This window comes from Mycobacterium sp. E136 (genome assembly GCF_001666865.1).
Lineage (GTDB): Bacteria > Actinomycetota > Actinomycetes > Mycobacteriales > Mycobacteriaceae > Mycobacterium.
Genome location: NZ_LZJE01000290.1, coordinates 1 through 16,865 on the forward strand (window position 1 = coordinate 1; position 16,865 = coordinate 16,865).

17 protein-coding genes are annotated in these 16,865 nt (G+C 65.8%); 7 read left to right on the forward strand and 10 right to left on the reverse strand.

Annotation, left to right across the window (positions count from 1 at the left end):
- The 4 genes from A5698_RS18830 to urtA all read right to left on the reverse strand — a co-directional run.
- Window positions 1-211 (reverse strand): ATP-binding cassette domain-containing protein (locus A5698_RS18830; protein ID WP_156670813.1); only part of this gene is annotated, 211 nt, incomplete at its 3' end.
- Window positions 208-1,326 (reverse strand): urea ABC transporter permease subunit UrtC, encoded by a 1,119-nt coding sequence (gene urtC / locus A5698_RS18835; RefSeq protein WP_068299972.1) that lies wholly within the window; start codon window positions 1,324-1,326, stop codon window positions 208-210. The genes urtC and A5698_RS18830, both read right to left, overlap by 4 nt.
- The gene (gene urtB / locus A5698_RS18840; RefSeq protein WP_068299978.1) at window positions 1,323-2,207 is read right to left on the reverse strand and encodes an urea ABC transporter permease subunit UrtB; all 885 of its coding nucleotides are present in this window, start codon (window positions 2,205-2,207) and stop codon (window positions 1,323-1,325) included. The genes urtC and urtB overlap by 4 nt, the downstream gene beginning before the upstream one ends.
- 7 nt (window positions 2,208-2,214) lie before the next feature.
- Window positions 2,215-3,480, reverse strand: coding sequence for an urea ABC transporter substrate-binding protein (urtA, locus tag A5698_RS18845; protein WP_067084072.1), 1,266 nt, complete (start codon window positions 3,478-3,480; stop codon window positions 2,215-2,217).
- Between the two features lie 243 nt (window positions 3,481-3,723).
- Here urtA and A5698_RS18850 point away from each other — a divergent pair, with 243 nt between their 5' ends.
- On the forward strand, window positions 3,724-4,143 hold the full coding sequence (locus A5698_RS18850) for an Rv2576c family protein (RefSeq protein WP_231967462.1): 420 nt from the start codon (window positions 3,724-3,726) through the stop codon (window positions 4,141-4,143).
- Between the two features lie 15 nt (window positions 4,144-4,158).
- Here A5698_RS18850 and helR read toward each other — a convergent pair whose 3' ends face one another.
- Window positions 4,159-6,336 carry an RNA polymerase recycling motor ATPase HelR gene (gene helR / locus A5698_RS18855; protein ID WP_197506830.1) on the reverse strand — a complete coding sequence of 726 codons (2,178 nt, stop codon included), beginning with the start codon at window positions 6,334-6,336 and terminating at the stop codon, window positions 4,159-4,161.
- An 83-nt stretch (window positions 6,337-6,419) separates the two neighbouring features.
- On the opposite strand from helR, the gene A5698_RS18860 reads away from it, so the two are divergent.
- Window positions 6,420-7,445, forward strand: a complete 1,026-nt coding sequence (locus A5698_RS18860; RefSeq protein WP_068299979.1) for an Rv2578c family radical SAM protein — start codon at window positions 6,420-6,422, stop codon at window positions 7,443-7,445.
- Between the two features lie 8 nt (window positions 7,446-7,453).
- On the opposite strand, the gene A5698_RS18865 is transcribed toward A5698_RS18860, so the two are convergent.
- Complete coding sequence (locus A5698_RS18865; protein WP_068299981.1) at window positions 7,454-8,140, reverse strand: hypothetical protein; 687 nt, start codon at window positions 8,138-8,140, stop codon at window positions 7,454-7,456.
- Window positions 8,141-8,373: 233 nt separating this feature from the next.
- Between A5698_RS18865 and A5698_RS18870 the strand changes: the two genes are divergently transcribed.
- The 4 genes from A5698_RS18870 to A5698_RS18885 all read left to right on the forward strand — a co-directional run bounded on the left by A5698_RS18870 (window position 8,374) and on the right by A5698_RS18885 (window position 11,431).
- Entirely contained in the window at window positions 8,374-9,261 is an 888-nt protein-coding gene (locus A5698_RS18870; RefSeq protein WP_156670814.1) for a GNAT family N-acetyltransferase, read from the forward strand.
- A gap of 124 nt (window positions 9,262-9,385) precedes the next feature.
- The gene (locus A5698_RS18875; protein WP_068299983.1) at window positions 9,386-9,934 is read left to right on the forward strand and encodes a 2OG-Fe(II) oxygenase family protein; all 549 of its coding nucleotides are present in this window, start codon (window positions 9,386-9,388) and stop codon (window positions 9,932-9,934) included.
- A gap of 178 nt (window positions 9,935-10,112) precedes the next feature.
- Window positions 10,113-10,520 carry a hypothetical protein gene (locus A5698_RS29545; protein WP_231967463.1) on the forward strand — a complete coding sequence of 136 codons (408 nt, stop codon included), beginning with the start codon at window positions 10,113-10,115 and terminating at the stop codon, window positions 10,518-10,520.
- A gap of 26 nt (window positions 10,521-10,546) precedes the next feature.
- Window positions 10,547-11,431 (forward strand): HTTM domain-containing protein, encoded by an 885-nt coding sequence (locus A5698_RS18885; RefSeq protein ID WP_156670816.1) that lies wholly within the window; start codon window positions 10,547-10,549, stop codon window positions 11,429-11,431.
- On the opposite strand, the gene A5698_RS18890 is transcribed toward A5698_RS18885, so the two are convergent.
- The 4 genes from A5698_RS18890 to A5698_RS18905 all read right to left on the reverse strand — a co-directional run bounded on the left by A5698_RS18890 (window position 11,412) and on the right by A5698_RS18905 (window position 15,872).
- The gene (locus tag A5698_RS18890) at window positions 11,412-12,668 is read right to left on the reverse strand and encodes an acyl-CoA dehydrogenase family protein (protein ID WP_068299989.1); all 1,257 of its coding nucleotides are present in this window, start codon (window positions 12,666-12,668) and stop codon (window positions 11,412-11,414) included. The genes A5698_RS18885 and A5698_RS18890 overlap by 20 nt on opposite strands.
- Window positions 12,665-13,813, reverse strand: coding sequence for an acyl-CoA dehydrogenase family protein (locus tag A5698_RS18895; RefSeq protein WP_068299991.1), 1,149 nt, complete (start codon window positions 13,811-13,813; stop codon window positions 12,665-12,667). The genes A5698_RS18890 and A5698_RS18895 overlap by 4 nt, the downstream gene beginning before the upstream one ends.
- A gap of 74 nt (window positions 13,814-13,887) precedes the next feature.
- Window positions 13,888-15,111 (reverse strand): amidohydrolase family protein, encoded by a 1,224-nt coding sequence (locus A5698_RS18900; RefSeq protein WP_068299993.1) that lies wholly within the window; start codon window positions 15,109-15,111, stop codon window positions 13,888-13,890.
- A gap of 110 nt (window positions 15,112-15,221) precedes the next feature.
- A complete protein-coding gene (locus tag A5698_RS18905) occupies window positions 15,222-15,872 on the reverse strand; it encodes a TetR/AcrR family transcriptional regulator (protein ID WP_068300004.1) in 651 nt (216 codons plus the stop codon).
- A 77-nt stretch (window positions 15,873-15,949) separates the two neighbouring features.
- Here A5698_RS18905 and A5698_RS18910 point away from each other — a divergent pair, with 77 nt between their 5' ends.
- Window positions 15,950-16,834 (forward strand): acyl-CoA thioesterase, encoded by an 885-nt coding sequence (locus A5698_RS18910; protein WP_068299995.1) that lies wholly within the window; start codon window positions 15,950-15,952, stop codon window positions 16,832-16,834.
- The last annotated feature ends 31 nt before the right edge of the window (window positions 16,835-16,865 follow it).

Here is a 16,865-nt window from a genome sequence, read left to right on the forward strand (position 1 = left end):
TGGCGTTCACCAGGCCGGTGATCGCGTCGATCACCGTGGTCTTGCCCGCGCCGTTGGGCCCGATCAGGAATCGCAGGTCACCCTGGAACAGGGTCAGGTCGACATCGCTGACCGCTTTGAAACCGTCGAAATCGACGGTGAGTCCGCGCACTTCGAGATATTCGGTGCCCATGCCGACGTTGCCGCCGGCGACCGGCTCCACCTGGGTCATGTTGCTGCGCCCACCTTCTCGGTGTCGAGGTCCGCCTGCGGTTCCGGTGCGGGTCCGACGGGTTTGCGGGGCCGGCGTATGTGACGCCGTTTGAACAGCGCACCGAGACCGGCCAGGCCCGCCGGGAAGAAGCCGACGACGACGATGAACAGCAGGCCCTGCGCGTAGGTCCACTCGGACGGGAACCGTTCGGAGAACAGGGTTTGCGCCCATGCCACCCCGATCGCGCCGAGCACCGGCCCCAGCAGCGTGGTGCGCCCGCCGATCGCGACACCGATCAGGAAAGCGATCGACGGCAGGATGCCCACCTGCGACGGCGCGATGAACCCGACGATCGGTGCGAACAACGCGCCCGCGATGCTGGCTAACAGCGCCGCCACGGTGTAGGCGACCACCTTGATGTTCGCCGGGTCGTAGCCGAGGAAACGGACGCGTTCCTCACCGTCGCGAACCGCGACCAGCAGTTCGCCGTAGCGGCTCTGCATCAGCTGCCGCACTACCGCGACGACGGCGAGCAGCACACCCGCGGCGATGAAGTACAGCATCCGCCGGTTGGCCGGATCGGTCAGGGTGAATCCGAAGAACGTGCGAAACCTGTTGAGCCCGTTGCTGCCACCGAGGCTGGTCTGCCCAACGAGCAGGATCGCCAACGCGGCGGCCAGGGCCTGCGACAGGATCGCGAAGTACGCGCCCTTGACGCGACGCTTGAACACGCCGAGCCCGAGCGCCGCCGCGATCACCGTCGGCACGACGACGATCGCCAGCAGAGTAAACGCGGGGGAGGCGAACGGCTGCCAGTAGCCGGGTAATTCGCGAACGCCGGCGATCTGCATGAAGTCGGGCACATCGTCGCCGCGCAACTGGGCGTCGGCGATCTTGAGGTGCATGCCCATCATGTAGCCGCCGAGCCCGAAGAACACCCCCTGGCCCAGGACGAGCATGCCGCCGCGGCCCCACGCCAACCCGATGCCGACCGCGACGATCGCGAAGCACAGGAACTTGCCCAGCAGGCTCAGCCGGAAGTCCGACAGCACCGCGGGCGCGACACCAAACAGCAGCAGCGCCGCGACCGCGAAACCGGCCCAGGTCTGCCATCGGCCCACGAAGGTTCTCACACGAGACTCCTTGTCCGGACGGTGAACAGGCCCTGCGGGCGAGCCTGAAGGAAGATCACGATGATCACGAAGACGATGACCTTCGCCAGCGATGCGGTGGTGTTGTATTCGATGAACGAGTTCAGGAAGCCCAGCGCGAACGCCGCGATCACCGTGCCCTTGATCTGACCGAGGCCACCGACAACGACCACCAGGAACGCGTCGATCAGATAGCTCTGCCCGATCGTCGGGCTGGTCGAACCGATCAACGTCAACGCGACACCGGCCACCGCCGCCAGGCCCGAGCCGATGAAAAACGTTGTGATGTCGGTCTTGCGGGACGAGATCCCGCTGGTCTCGGCCAGGTCCCGGTTCTGCACGACGGCGCGGATCCGCCGTCCCATCGGGCTCACCTTGAGCGCGGTGGCCAACGCCGCGACGCACGCGAGTGCCAGCACGAGGATGAAGATGCGCGTCTTGGGCACCACCGCCCCGAAGATCTCGACACCACCGGACAACCACACCGGTGCCACCACGTTGACCGCGGGAGCCCCGAAGACGTCACGGGCGACCTGCTGCAGGATCAGCCCGACGCCGAACGTCACCAGCAGAGTGTCCAGCGGCCGGTGGTACATCCGGCGGATGAGCGTGGTCTCCAGCAGCGCGCCCATCGCCCCGCCGATCAGAAACCCGACGACCAGCGAAATCAGCAGTGACGCACCGGCACTCGACACCACCTGCTGCACCACGTAGGCGGTGTAGCAGCCGGCCATGATGAACTCGCCGTGCGCCATGTTGATGACGCCCATCTGCCCGAACGTCAGCGACAACCCCAGGGCCGCCAGCAACAGGATCGAGCCGAGGCTCAATCCCGTTGCCAGCTGCCCGATCAGGACATCCATCTTCGACTCAGCTGGACAGGCCGGCCGCCCACGGGTAGCCCTTGAGGTAGGGGTCCGGTTCGATCGGTCCCGGCGACTCCCAGATCGTGTAGATCAGTCCGTCGGGCCGGATCTCGCCGATGCGGGCGGTCTTGGTGATGTGGTTGTTGTCGCCATCGATCTGCACCAGGCCCTCCGGGGCGTTGAACTGAACGCCGCCGGCGGCTTTCTGCACATCTGGAACCGCGAACGAATTGGCTTTCTCGACAGTGTTTTTCCACAGATAGACCGAGACGTAGGCCGCCTCCATGGGATCCGACGTCGGCTTGTCGGCGCCGAACTTGGCCTTGTAGGCCTCGACGAACGCCTTGTTCTCCGGGCTGTCGATGGTCTGGTAGTAGTCCCAGGCGACCAGTTGGCCAGTGATGTTCTGGATACCGATTCCGCCGACCTCCTCCTCGGCGATCGACACCGACACCACCGGCATGGCCTCCGGGGTCAGGCCCACGTTCTTGTACTCACGGAAGAAGGCCACGTTCGAATCGCCGTTGAGCGTGTTGAACACGGCGTCGGCACCGGCGGTGCGGACCTTGTTGACGATGGTCGAGAAGTCCGTCGACCCCAGCGGCGTGTAATCCTCGCCCTTGATCTCGATGCCGTTGGCGCCGGCGTACGCCTTGATGATCCGGTTGGCGGTCTGCGGGAAGACGTAGTCACTGCCGACCAGATACAGCGACTTGACGCCCTTCTCCTTCAGGTAGTCCAGCGCCGGGACGATCTGCTGGTTGGTGGTGGCGCCCGTGTAGAAGATGTTCTTCGACGACTCCAGGCCCTCGTACTGCACGGGGTAGTACAGCAGCGAGTTGGCGCTCTCGAAGACCGGCAGCATGGCCTTGCGCGACGACGACGTCCAGCCGCCGAACACCGCCGCGACGCAGTCGCTGCTGATCAGCTTCTCGGCCTTCTCCGCGAACACCGTCGGCTCGGACGCGCCGTCCTCGCCGACGAGCTGGATCTGCTTGCCCAGCACACCACCGGACGCGTTGATCTGCTCGACCGCGAGGTCGATGGCGTGGCGCACGGTCACTTCGGAAATGGCCATCGTGCCCGACAACGAGTTCAGTGCGCCCACCTTGATCGTCGGGGCGGACGTGTCGACACACGATTGGGCGTTTGCCGAATCCGACTCGGTGGCCTTGCTTCCGCAGCCGGCCAGCACCAGACTCGTCGCCGCGACTATTCCGCCGGCAACGAGGGCGGAGCGTCTCACCGAGGACCGTCGTGGAAGTCGCATGAACAGCCTTTCCCTATATATCCGCAGCGCACATCGGCGATGAGCGCCAAGTCGAGTGCGAGTGTCCCGACCTTGCGTGGTTGTCGAATCGGGACGTTAGAGCGGCGAAGTTTCTGGGAAATGTCTGCGTGTGACGAACAAATTAACCGTGACTTCGTCGCAGGTCGTTTGCCGTCGGGAGGCGTCAGCAGAGGGTGGGGAGTCGGCGGTAACGGTTTGGTACCGTCCGGCGATGTGACGAACATGCGAACAGCTACAGCCAAGGTCGGGGCGGCGTTCATGGTGGCGGCGGCGTCAGTCGCGGTCAGCCATGCGACCGCCGATGCCCAGTCGGAAGGCCATGTGGTCCGGTACACGCTGACGTCAACGGCGCCCGCTGACTTCCAGCTCAACTATCTGATTGCGCAGCCTCCGAACAAGCAGGCCTACAACGCCGATGCGTATGCGTACCTGAAGAAGGAGGAAGTGGTCCTTCAGCCGGGGGTGCCGTGGGTGTTCGAGACGACGATGGAGGACCCGCAGTGGGGAATCCTCACCGCCAGCACCGGCGTCCACGCCATGCAGGCCTCTCCGAACCCGCACTGCGAGATTGCGATCGACGGCCAGGTGGCGGTGCAACAGGACGGCACCTACACGGTGCAGTGCCAACTGAGCCAGTGGTGACGGCGCTGCGATAGGTCAGTCGGCCACGGCCTGGAGTTCGGACAATCCGCTCAACGTGGGTGGCAGCGGCTCGGTGTGCAGCACACCGAGCCGTTGTGTCGCTCGGGTGAGCGCGACATACAGATCGGCCGCGCCCCGTGGAGCGTCGGCCAGGATCAGGTTCGGCTCCACGACGAGCACCGCGTCGAACTCCAATCCCTTGGTTTCCGACGGTGTTACGACGCCGTCCATCCCTGCCGGCCCGATCACGACACTGGTGCCCTCGCGGTTCTCCTCGTCGCGCCGGAACTCGTCGATCGCGGCGGGTAGTTCGTCGCCGCCCACGAGCCGCGCCCACGGCCGAACACCGCATGCGCGAACCGATTCGGGCGCCCGCACATCGGGGGCGAACTCGGCCAGCAGGCCGGCCGCGGCCTCCATGATCTCGGCGGGCGTGCGGTAGTTCACCGACAGCGGTCGGTAGACCCAGCGACCGGGCACGTACCGATCGAGCATCGCCCCCCATGACCTCGCGCCCGCCGGGGAGCGTCGCTGCGCGAGATCACCGACCACGGTGAAGGACTTGCCGGGGCAGCGGCGCATCAGCACACGCCAATCCATTTCGGACAGTTCCTGCGCCTCGTCGACGACGACGTGTCGGTATGTCCAATCACGTTCTGCCGCAGCGCGTTCGGCGAGGTCGCGGTTGTCGCGTTCGACGAACCGTTCGGCGAGGTCCTCGGCGTCGAGCAGGTCGGCGGCGATCAGATGGTCCTCGTCGTCCATCAGGTCCTCGCGGGCCACCATCAGGTCCAGGACGCCGGCGGCGTAGGCGGCCTCCTCCTGCCGTTCCTTTTCGGCGGCGGGATCGGGTTTGATCCCGCCGAGCATGTCGACCAGTTCGTCGAGCAGCGGCACATCCCACACCGTCCACGCGTCACCTTCGGCGCGCAGCAGGCACTCGTCCGCACCCGCGGCGCGAAGTCGTTCGGGCGATTCGTAGAGCCCGGCCAGCAGCGCCTCGGGCGTCAACTCGGGCCACAGCTCGTCGAGCGCGGCCCGGAACGCGTCGTGGTCGTCGAGTTCGTCGATCAACTCGGCGCGCAGGTGTTCCCACGCCGCCTTGTCATCGCGGGTCAGCCAGCCCTTGCCGATGCGGGCGATCGCGCGCTCGGTGAGCACCCAGGTGATGACGTCGACGAACACCGCGCGGGCGTCGTTGTGCGGTGAGCCGCTGTCGCGGGCTTCCTGGATGGCCCACTCGGCGGTCTCCGCGTCGATCCGCACGGTGACGTCGGCCAGCTTGATCGGTATCGGCTCGACGGGCACGCGCTGCCGGTCGGCGATCGCGGCGGCCAGCACGTCGAGCATCTGCAGCGATCCCTTCACCCGCGCGGCGTCGGCAGCGTCCGGCTTTGTGACGCGCAGGCCGGGAACGAGGTCGCCGGTCGTCATGAAGACGACGTTCGTCTCGCCCAGCGAGGGCAGCACCCGGTCGATGTGCCGCAGGAACGCGGTGTTCGGGCCGATCACCAGGACGCCGTGGCGCTCCATCCGTTCGCGCTGTGTGTAGAGCAGGTAGGCGACGCGGTGCAGCGCGACGACGGTCTTGCCTGTGCCGGGGCCGCCCTCGATCACCATTACACCCGGGTGGTCGAGCCGGATGATCTCGTCCTGTTCGGCCTGGATGGTCGCGACGATGTCGCGCATACCGTCGCCGCGTGGTGCGTTGACGGCGGCCAGCAGCGCCGCGTCGCCCTGCGCGCCCTCGGTGGGCCTGCCGAGGGTCTCGTCGGTGAAATCGGTGATGCGCCGACCGATCGAGTGGAACTGGCGACGCCGTCGCATGCCCTCGGGGTGGGCGGCGGTCGCGACGTAGAAGGGGCGCGCCGCGGGGGCTCGCCAGTCGAGCAGCAGCGGTTCGTATTCGCGGGCTTCGTCCATCAAGCCGATCCGGCCGATGTAGAGGCGCTCACCGGAAACGCTGTCGAGGCGGCCGAAGCACAGCCCGTGGTCGGCGACGTTGAGCCGGTTCATCCGCTTGGCCACCGCGCGGACCTCGGCGTCGCGGTCGACGAGGGAGCCGCCGTCACCGCGCAGTGCCGCGTCGTAGTGCTTGCGCACCCGGGCGCGCTCGGCGTCGAGCCGCGCGTACAGGTCGTCGATGTAGCGCTGCTCGGATGCCAGTTCGTCGTCGTAGCCCTCGGTCGGCACACCGCCCCTCTCTCTCGGGTCACCGCCGGCTCGCGCGCGCGTCGACCTTGACATCGTATCGAACGTGAGTTCGAATCGAGTGTATGCGGTGGGATGGTCAGGGTGTCGGCGTCGACGACGGCGCGCTGCCCGGACTGCAGCGTATCGGTTTCGTGCGCAGCGTGCGGACGCCGCAGTTCGAGGGCATCACCTTCCATGAGGTGCTGTGCAAGTCGGCGCTCAACAGGGTGCCGAACGCGTCGATGCTGCCGTTCCGGTTCACGGTCAACGGTTACCGCGGATGCTCACACGCCTGCCGCTACTGCTTCGCGCGACCCACGCACGAGTATCTCGATCTGAACCCGGGCAGCGACTTCGACAGCGAGGTCGTGGTCAAGACCAACGTCGTCGACGTACTGCGCCGCGAACTGTCGCGGAGGTCGTGGCAACGCGAGACGGTGGCGCTGGGCACCAATACCGATCCGTACCAGCGGGCCGAGGGGCGCTACGCGCTCATGCCGGGGATCATCGCGGCGCTGACCGACTCCGGCACACCGTTCTCGATCCTCACCAAGGGCACGCTGCTGCGCCGCGATCTGCCGCTGATCAGCGAGGCGGCCCGTCAAGTCGACGTCAGCGTGGCGGTCTCGCTCGCAATCGGGGATCCCGTGCTGCACAAGGACGTCGAACCGGGTACGCCGTCACCGCAGGCGCGCCTCGGAATGATCGCCGCCATCCGGGAGGCCGGGTTGGACTGCCATGTGATGGTGGCGCCGGTGCTTCCGTATCTGACGGATTCGGTCGAGCATCTCGACGGTCTACTCGCCGAGATCGCCGCGGCGGGCGCAACCGGTGTCACCGTGTTCGGGCTGCACCTGCGCGGTTCGACGCGCGGTTGGTTCATGGACTGGCTGGCCGGTTCACACCCCGAGCTGGTGCCGAAGTACCGCGAGCTGTACCGGCACGGCGCTTATCTGCCGTCGGACTATCGAAAGATGTTGCACGACAGGGCCGCACCGCTCGTCGCCAAGCACCGGCTGGCACCCGACCGTCGCTCGTTTCGCGCCGCGGCCCCACAGCCCGCGTCTGCGGCCGCGCCCGTCGAGGCGCTTCAGCCGACCCTGTTCTGATCGGTGCCCTAGCAGCCCCAGCAGTAGTGGTAGCAGTGGACTCCGGAGCAGAATGTCGATGCCGTTGCACCGTCTTCGACGGTGGTCGCCTTCGCGAGCCATGTTGTCTCGATGGCGGAATCGACCGGAACGTCCGCCTTGTCGATCACCGTGCAGTGCAGCGAACGGTGTGGTTTGTCGCAGGTCTCCATGAGGTCTTTTTTGTCGGCGATGCCGAGCTGGTTTCGGATCAGGCGCACACCGAACCGATCGATCTTGTCGCGGGCAATCAGCCGTTCGGCCAGCCCGGCGAGCACGGCTTCGTCTTCGGCGCGGATCGGCGCCGCCGGCCCGAAGTCTGCGGGACCGGCAAACTCCATGCCTATCAGTCCAACTCCCGAGGTGACCTTGGTGTCGAAGCGTATCGAGGTGGCCTGCAGGCCATCGGACGAGAACGCGGACCGGGCAATCGGGGTGGTGTGGGTCTGCGGGGGTCTGACGATGGCCCGTTCGACAAACACCTCACCATCGGCCGGGAGGAAATGCTTGTGTAGCAACCACACTGCGAACCGCTCCGATCCACCACTGGTGACCAGATAGTCCGCGAGTTCGGCCAGGCACTCCCGGTCCTCGTCGCTCAGCACACCGACATCAGAAGCGTCCATGTCCTTCAGGTCGGCATAATCGTCGATTTGATGATCGCGAATTGTCAGCATCGCCGTCTCCTGTCGCTCGGTGGTTAGTTGGCGTTGCTGGCTGGGACGCTACCAGTGGCTATGTCTCTTCACAGGTGATTCGCATAGCCGCAACGGGGCATATATGGCATGTTAAATGCAATTTACTTAGATGATTATTTTTGCCTTGTTCCCAATTTTGCGCGTTTGGCAAATATCCTTGGGTCCATTGTGTGGTGCGGGGCGATCGGTTCGCCGCGGATGTGAACATCGCGATGGTCGGCTGCGCGATGTCGACGAGAGAGCAGATGTTGGAGGTCCGGTTACACGACACCGCTGACGATTTTCGACGGTTCGCCCTTGACGTCTACCGCCGCAACCCCGTGCTGTCCACCGTTGAGCTGATGGTGCTGAGCGGGCGACTCGTCGACCGTGATCCGGGTTTTTTCCTCACGGTTTGGGACGGCGGCACCGCGGTCGGCGCGGCATTCCAGACCTTGCGCTCGCCGTTGTTGTGCAGCGGCCTGGGCGAGGGAACGATAAGCGCCGTCGTCTCCAGAATCGCCTCCGTCCGGTCACCTTTGAGCGGCGTCCACGGGCCGCTTGCAACCGCATCGAAGTTTGCCGCGGAGTTTCGCACCGTTGTCGGGTCTCAGAGCGCGGTGGTCACCAGGGCGCGCTTGCACAGGTTGCACCAACTGCGGCCTCTACCGCAGGCGGCAGGAGAAGCCCGGATGGCGGCGCCTTCGGACGACTCTCTGGTCTTCGAATGGCTGGAGCGCTTCCGGGCAGATGCACTGGGTGTTGTCGGCAACCCCGATGCCCGGCAGGGGCGGATGGCCCAAGAGGCGCCCGATCAGTTCTTCTTCTGGATGGCAGACGGTGAACCGGTGAGCCTGGCCGGGGTGCGTGTGCCCATCGTGGGCGTCTCCCGGCTGGGCCCGGTGTTCACCCCGGACGACCGCCGGGGGCACGGCTATGGATCGGCGGCGGCAGCGGCGGCGACGTCATGGGCTCTCGACGCCGTCGGAGCGGACGAAGTCGTCTTGTTCACCGACCTGACCAATTCGGCGGTCGATTGGATCTACCATCGTTTGGGCTTTCGATCGATATGCGATTTCGCGCGAATCGAATTCACGGGGCAGCGAGGTGCGGATGGCTGATTCCTCTGACTGACAGTAAAGTCCGGCGGCCTCGCGAGACAGGCCGCACGCACCGTCTCTGAACTCGATCGTCGACTCCGATTCCCGATCCCGAGTGCCCCCACCGATTGTGAGGTTCCCTGTCGTGGACAACATCATTGAGGGCATATGGCTGACCGCCGAGTTGCTGTCACCAGACGAGCGCGCGCGGGTCTTGGCGCTCAGTCACGAAAACGGTTACCACGAGGCGGTCGAGAAGACTCACGGCAGGAATAACCAGGAGTGCCCGTTACTGCTGCCTGATGTGGCGAACACGATTGCGAGGCGGCTGAACTCGGACATCGGCAAGGATGCCCACGCCGATTTCCGTGTGTCCGACATTTATCCCGAATTGTTGTGCTGCCTGTATCGTCCGGGCGACAACGTCGTTCGACACCGCGATGGCCCGAGGCAGGTGGATGGCGCGTTGTCCGGCTACACGTTGGTGATTTATCTGAACGACGGATTCACCGGCGGTGCAACCGGCTTTCCCAAGGAGGGGATTGAGCTCACTGCCCCGCCTGGTCACGGCGTTCTGTTCAAGCATGGTCTGCTGCATGAAGGCAAGACCGTCGCGACGGGGGAGAAGTACGTGATCGTCACCTTCGCCGTGACGGACCACCAGTCCTGCGCAGCCGGAGAGCGCCGCCAGTGATCTCCAGGATGAGATCGAATCCCGTTGGGAGACATCGGGATAAGACCGGCATCACTGGAGTTCACCCGTGACGACGCCTTCTATCGATGCAGGGTCGGCCCCGGAGCGAACCGGGACGTGGCGGGTCTGGTTGATCGTTGTGCTGTGGGCTCTCTTGATTGCTCAATTCGCCGTCGACATGCATTTCAGATCGGCGGGGCGGGCGCCGTATCCGACGATCACCATGCCGGCCTTCAGCGCCCAGGATGTCGGGAACGACGGGCATGCCACGGTCACGACCCGCACTATTCACGTGATCAACAGCGATGGGATCGACGGCCAGGTGGTTCGTGTGGACGCGTTACTGGCGCCGCTGCACGCGGGCCCGGCATCGTCGACATTGGACCGGCTTCTCGCGCCTTCGGTCGACCAGGGTTCCGAACCGACGCCGGAGACTGTGCAGTGGTTGAGGGCGAAAGCCGAACGACTCGGGTTGACGCCCGCACCCTCCGGCCTTCGGATCGTATGGCAGCCAGCGCAACTGGACATCCGAACGGGGGAATGGACGACCACGGGAAACGCGACCGTCCGTGAGGTTCGGTGGTGAACAGATCGCTGGATCGCGCAACCGCGGTGATCGACTGGATCAGTGACGGTTATCGTCCCGCGAGTCGACCGATGGCTGCGCTCAGAATCGCGTTCGCCGCCTACGTGGTGATCTGGCCAAGGGACATCGAGTGGATCGGCAACATGTCGCCGGTGGGCTTCGAACCTCCGCCGGGTCCGTTCGCTCTGCTTACCGGTCCGGCGCCGGCAGGTGTCATATTCGTGGTCGAAATACTTCGGGTTCTCGCCGCTCTGTGGGTCCTCGTCGGCTGGAGGACACGAATCGCGTCAGGCGCCCTCACCTTCATGCTCATCGTATGCAGCGGCCTCGCCTATTCATTCGGCAAGACCGACCATCTCATTCTCTACGAATTAGCGCCCCTGATGCTCGGTTTGGCGGGGTGGGGGTCGGCGTGGTCCGTGGATGCCTGGCGCCGCAGAGCCGCCCCACGCAGCGGCTACGCAATGACCGTGTACGCCGCGTTGATCGCGTTCGCGATGCTCACCGCCGCCGCCGCGAAGGCTTTGAGCGGCTGGCTCGAACCCGGTCGCGAAGCCACCCGCTTCTTTGTCGCGGTGAGTGCGGGCAATCCCCGGTCGGGTGCGCTCGCGGATTGCTTGTTGCGGCTTGACGATGCGGTTTTCTGGAAGCTGCTCGACTATGGCACGGTGTTGGCCGAGGGCTGGCTGATCATTGCGGTGTTCATCCCGACCCTGTTTCGCATCGGGCTGGTCATCATGAGCCTCTTCCACGTCGGGGTCTGGCTCCTTCTCGGTATCGACTTTCACCTGTACGCCTTCGTATACGCAGGCTTCCTCATGGTTCCGGCCGCGCGGTGGTCTCGTGAGATCACCCTTGTGCGTGCCGAAGTGCGACGACGGCGTGCTTCGCCTAGCCCCGGTTGCGCTTGACCTCTTTGAACGGCACGCCGCGATCGGCGGCGGGTTCGCGGGGGAAGCCCAGCACGCGCTCGCCGATGATGTTGCGTGCGATCTCGGTGGTACCACCGCCGAGCGCGGCCGCCTGCCGGCCCAGATACCGCTCGCCGTAACGGATCAGGTCGCCGTCGACGTCGACGACGCCCGCGCTGCCGGTGATGGCCAGGGCGGTGTCGAACTCGAGATGGTGGATGTCGGCGTGCGCGATGCGGATGATCGATCCCGCCGCCGGAGGCAGCGAACCGTCGAGGACCCCGTGGTACACGTGGTCGATCAACTGCTCGCGGACGGCCCGGTGCACCAGGGCCCGGCCGGCCATCGCGCGGAGACGCTCGTTGTCGGGCTGTCCGACCTTCTCCAGCAGGTCGACGTAGTTGATCGGCACATCGGACTTGCCCTCCGCGCCGATGCCGCTCGCGAACTCGGACCCGCCGCCAACCGCGCGTCGCTCGTGGTAGAGCTGGCGCGACGCCACATGCCAGCCCGCGTTGACCTCACCGACGACGGCGTCGTCACCGAGCTCGAGGTTGTCGAAGAACTCCTCGCAGAACTCGACCGACCCGTTGACCTGCTTGATGCGGCGCAAGGTGATGCCGGGGCTGTCGATCGGCACCAGGAACATGGTCAGGCCCTCGTGTTTGGGCACATCCCAGTCGGTGCGTGCGAGCATCAACCCGTAGTCGGCGGCGAATGCGCTTGTGCTCCAGGTCTTCGCGCCGTTGATGACCCACTTGTCGCCCTTGCGGTCGGCGCGGGTGATCACACCGGCCAGATCGGAGCCGCCGCTCGGCTCCGACAGCAGCTGCACCAGCACCTCCTCGCCGCGCAGGGCGGCGGAGATGTGCTGACGTTTCTGCTCCTCGCTGCCGGTGTCGAGGATGGTGGCCGCGCAGATCGTGAACGTCGGGGTGTTGAGGATGACCGGCATCTCGTAGCAGCGCGACACCTGGTCGAACGCCTTCTGGTAGGAGATCGGCAAGCCGAGCCCGCCGTACTCCTTCGGAAAGCAGATCCCGGCGAATCCGCCCTCCCACAACCGCTTCTGAAGTTCGCGTGCCCGGTGCCACGGCTCCTCTTCGCCGCGATCGTGCTCGGGTGGGTTGTTCGGATCGATCGACGGCATGTTCTCCGCCAGCCAGGCCTGGGCCCGGGCGGCGAACTCCTCCACCGACTCCGCGGTGGTGGCCGGGGCGGATGTCGTCTCGGTCATGACGCTTGCTCCGAATCCTTGGTCAGCGAGTAGACGCGCAGGTTGTGGTCCTCGGGCGTGCCGAACAGCGAGCGGTACAGCGTGGCCCGCCGCAGGAACAGGTGCAGATCGTGTTCCCACGTCACCCCGATGCCCCCGTGCAACTGCACGCACAGCTGCAGCATGCCCGGAGAGTATTCGCCCACATAGGATTTCGCGACGCTGACGGCCATCGCCGCACCCGGGCTGCGCGCGGCCACCTCGGCCACCGCGGCGTTGGTGGTGGCGCGGCAGCCTTCGAACCAGATCTTGAGATCGGCGTACTTGTGCTTGAGCGCCTGATACGAACCCAGGGGACGGCCGAAGCTGTGCCGGTCGAAACCCCACTGAATCGTGAAGGCCAGCACCGTGTCCAGGATGCCGATCACCTCGGCGCACTGCAGCACGGCGGCGATCTGAGACTGTCGCTCGATCAGCTCCGGCGTCTGCTCGGCGGTGCCGACCGCCGCGCCGCCGTCGACCTCGACACCGTCGAACTGCACGCGCGCGTAGCTCTTGACCATGTCGATCGAGCGTTGCGGCTCCACGCTCACACCCGGCGCGTCCGCAGGCACCAGGAACTGCCGGACACCGTTGTCGGATTGCGCTGTCACCAAGAACAATCCGCTGTCCGCAGCGGCCTCCACCCGGTCCTTCACACCTTCGATACGGAACCCGCTCGCCGTCGCGGTCGCGGTGGTCGACGGAGTCAGGGGGGACCACGCTTGCCCGGGCTCGTACACCGCCCAGGTGGCGATCGACTCGCCGGCGACCAACGCTTCGATGGCATCCTCGTGGCCGTCGGACGCCTCGACCAGTCCCGCGAGGACGGTGCTGACCGGATGCAACGGACCGGGAGCGACGGTCTTGCCCGCGATCTCGGCGACCAGCGCCAGATCCTTGACGCCGTTGCCGGAGACGCTTCCGCCGCCGAGTTCCTCGGGCACCAGCAGGCTGGTCCAGCCGAGTTCGACGGCCCGACGCCACCAGTTAGCGTCGAATGTGGTTCCGGCATCGTGCATCTCGCGTATTCGGCTCAGCGGCACTTCCTTCTCGAGGAAGGACTGCGTCGTCGAGGCGAAGAGCAGCACCTCGGGATTCGCGCCGTTGTTCGCGCTGTCGGTCACGGGCTCTCTTTTCGTAATCGTTGCGAACGTGCGCGTCGACGACCGACACGCACGTTTCGCGACGGTGCCTGGGCTCAGGCGGGGATGACGAGCGCGGGCACGTCCGGGTTGTGCACGATTTCGTTGGGCACCTTGAACAACTCGATCATGTTGCCGCCCATGACCTTCCGCTGGCCCTCCTCGTCGAGGCCCTGCAGGTCGTCGATCAGGTGCGTCGGCTCGGCCAGCCCCTCGGGGTGCGGCCAGTCCGAACCGAAGATCACCCGGTCGACCCCGATGAGGTCGGCCATCTTGGCGAAGTCGTCCTCCCAGAACGGCGCGACATACACCCCGCGCTTGAACGCCTCGATCGGATTCTCGGGGAACTCCTGCGGCATCTTCTTGTAGACGCCTTCGAACTGCTTGAACAGGTAGGGCACCCAGTCCGCACCGTTCTCGATAGACAGGATCCGCAGGTCGGGGTTGCGAGTCAGGGCGCCGTGACACACCAGCGCGGCCATGGAGTCCTCGATCGGCCGCTTGCCCATCGACACCATCCGGAACGCGGTCGGCTTGAACGGCAGATACTCGTCGGCGGGTTCCCAGTCGTTGAGGTATTCGGCGTATCCGGAATCCGAGGCGTGCATCGACACCGGGATGCCGGCCTTGACACAGGCGTCCCAGAACGGGTCGAACTCGGGCAGTCCGAACGAGCGGGTGCCGCGCACACCGGGTACGGGCGCCGGCCGGACGAGCACCGTCTTGGCGCCGCGCTCCAGGCACCACTCGAGTTCCTCGAGCGCGCGGTCGACGATGCCGAGGTTGATCACGGGGGTGGAGAAGATCCGGTTTTCGTAGTTGAACTGCCACGTCTCGTACATCCACTCGTTGAGCGCGTGGATGACGTCGAGGATGAGCTCCGGATCGTCCTTCATCCGTTCCTCGACCAGGCTGGCCAGGGTCGGGAACATCAGCGAGTAGTCCAGGCCGAGGCCGTCCATCACCTCGAGCCGGGCGCCGGGCTCGCGGAAGGCCGGGATCGCCTTCATCGGCTTGCCCATCACCTCGCGGAAGCTCTTGCCGCCGCTGCCGTGCTTGAAGTACTCCTCCTGCGCGCCGGGCCGCGCGACGACCTCGAACGTGGGGTTCGGGATGTAGTCGCTGACCTGGTTGCGCACCATGATCTTGGTGCGGCCGCGGACCTCGATGTAGTCGATGACGTGCTTGCGGTGGTCCGGGAGGAACTTGGTCAGCGCCTCCTTGGGCTCATAGAAGTGGTTGTCGGCGTCGAACACCGGATAGGGCAGCTGGCGTGTCATTTTCGCCTCCTGGAAGTCTGCTTGGCCGCTGGTGGTAATGACATTACCACGTTCGGACCAGCAGAAACAGCAGCCCTGAAGAGGCTGGGTATCGGCGAGTGCGGCGCAGGTCAGGCCCGGTTGCCGGACCCGGTTAGCCCACTCAGGCAGAAGTCGTAGATGTCGTCGGCGCCGACCGGCACGCCGCTGAGCTCCGCGCCCAGCACCTGCAGCCGGATCGCCCCCAGCGACGACTGCATGATCAGCGCGGCCCGGGCGTCGATGTCGATGTCGGCGCGGAACACGCCCTCGGCGATGCCGCGGTTGATGATGTCTTTGATCAGCTCGTAGACCGGTGAGAGCACCCGGGCGTACTCACGCGGCAGCGTCTCGGCGAGGCGGTCGTTGTAGTTGGTCAGGCCGCGGTTCACCTTGTCCTGGGTGGTGGTCTCCGGCGGGGTGCAGATGCGGTCGATCAGGACGCGCAGGGCCGTGGGGGCCGGCAGGTCGGCGGTGTCCTCCCGCCACCGGCGTGTCGACTCGGACATGATCTTGTCGACCAGCGCCAGCAGCAGTTCGTCCTTGGTCGAGAAGTGCTGATAGAACGACCGCAGCGACGTCTTCGAGCGCTCGACGACCTCGAGCACGGTGAAGTCGGTGCGCCCGGTCTCGCCCAGGATGGCCAATGCCGACTTCATGAAGCGCTTGGGCCGGGGATCGGCGTCGGCGGACTCGGCCGTGCGTGTGGCGCCCGCGGCCGCTCGTCCGCTCGGCTTGGCCATGGTCGCCACCTTCCGGCTCGGGATTGACTGGTAACGACGTTACCGCTTTTGCAGAAGCTCGGTTACTGTTCCTTGTCATGACGACTGACTCAGCGCAACAGCAGTGGACCGTCGACACCATGCTCGACCTGTTCGACGTCCGGCCGGACGGGGAGAATCGGTTCATCGCCGAGACGGGGCCCGCCGGTGAGGACGACCGACAGGTGGTCGAGGGCACGCAGGTGCTCGCGCAGGCCGTCGTGGCGGTGGCCAAGCGGTTCGAGGGCAAGTCGGTGCGTTCGGTGCACGCGGTGTTCTCGAGGGCGGTCATGGTTGCGGCCGGTCCGGTCGAGTTGGAGATCGACGTCGTCAACGAAGGCCGTTCCACCGCAACGGCTGTCGTCGCGGCCAAGCAAAACGGAAAGCGCTGCATCACCATCACCGTGCTGACCGACGTGCCAACCGAGGACGTCATCCGCCACGCGGTTCCGCGGCCCGACGTGAAGGCGCCGTCGGAGGCCAACGATGCCGGGATGGCCATGCCGGGCAGGGAGATTCGGCTCGTCGACGTGGTCGACGTCAACAGCCCCGACGAGGTCGGCCCGCCGGAGCTGTACGCCTGGGTGCACTACGACAAGACCCCCGACCGCGACGAGCTGTCCAAGGCGCTGGTCGCGTACCTCACCGGGCACCTTGGCATTTCGACGACGATGCGCGCCCACGAAGGTATCGGCACCGCGCAGTCGCACGTCACCGTGTCGACCGCGCCGATGACGGTCTCGGTCAGCTTCCACGAGCCGTTCGAATGGGACGGATGGCTGCTGTACGGACACGAGAGCACCCAGGTCGGCGCGGGGATGTCCTATGTGCGCGGCACGGTGCACACCGAGGCGGGTGAGCTGATCGCGTCGTTCACTCAGGACGCGCTGATCCGCCCGCTGCGCACCACCGATACGGCGATCAAGCAGCAGTCCCGCCTGTAGTTCGGCGCAAGAAATCACCGCGAGCAGACGC

Bases quoted from the DNA above. Each gene is read 5' to 3' on its own strand.
- A5698_RS18865 (WP_068299981.1), bottom strand. From the start codon at position 8,140: ATGCTGACAATTCGCGATCATCAAATCGACGATTATGCCGACCTGAAG.
- A5698_RS18860 (WP_068299979.1), top strand. From the start codon at position 6,420: ATGCGGTGGGATGGTCAGGGTGTCGGCGTCGACGACGGCGCGCTGCCC.
- A5698_RS18900 (WP_068299993.1), bottom strand. From the start codon at position 15,111: ATGACACGCCAGCTGCCCTATCCGGTGTTCGACGCCGACAACCACTTC.
- A5698_RS18905 (WP_068300004.1), bottom strand. From the start codon at position 15,872: ATGGCCAAGCCGAGCGGACGAGCGGCCGCGGGCGCCACACGCACGGCC.
- A5698_RS18910 (WP_068299995.1), top strand. From the start codon at position 15,950: ATGACGACTGACTCAGCGCAACAGCAGTGGACCGTCGACACCATGCTC.
- A5698_RS29545 (WP_231967463.1), top strand. From the start codon at position 10,113: ATGCATTTCAGATCGGCGGGGCGGGCGCCGTATCCGACGATCACCATG.
- A5698_RS18890 (WP_068299989.1), bottom strand. From the start codon at position 12,668: ATGACCGAGACGACATCCGCCCCGGCCACCACCGCGGAGTCGGTGGAG.
- A5698_RS18850 (WP_231967462.1), top strand. From the start codon at position 3,724: ATGCGAACAGCTACAGCCAAGGTCGGGGCGGCGTTCATGGTGGCGGCG.
- urtA (WP_067084072.1), bottom strand. From the start codon at position 3,480: ATGCGACTTCCACGACGGTCCTCGGTGAGACGCTCCGCCCTCGTTGCC.
- A5698_RS18870 (WP_156670814.1), top strand. From the start codon at position 8,374: ATGGTCGGCTGCGCGATGTCGACGAGAGAGCAGATGTTGGAGGTCCGG.
- urtB (WP_068299978.1), bottom strand. From the start codon at position 2,207: ATGGATGTCCTGATCGGGCAGCTGGCAACGGGATTGAGCCTCGGCTCG.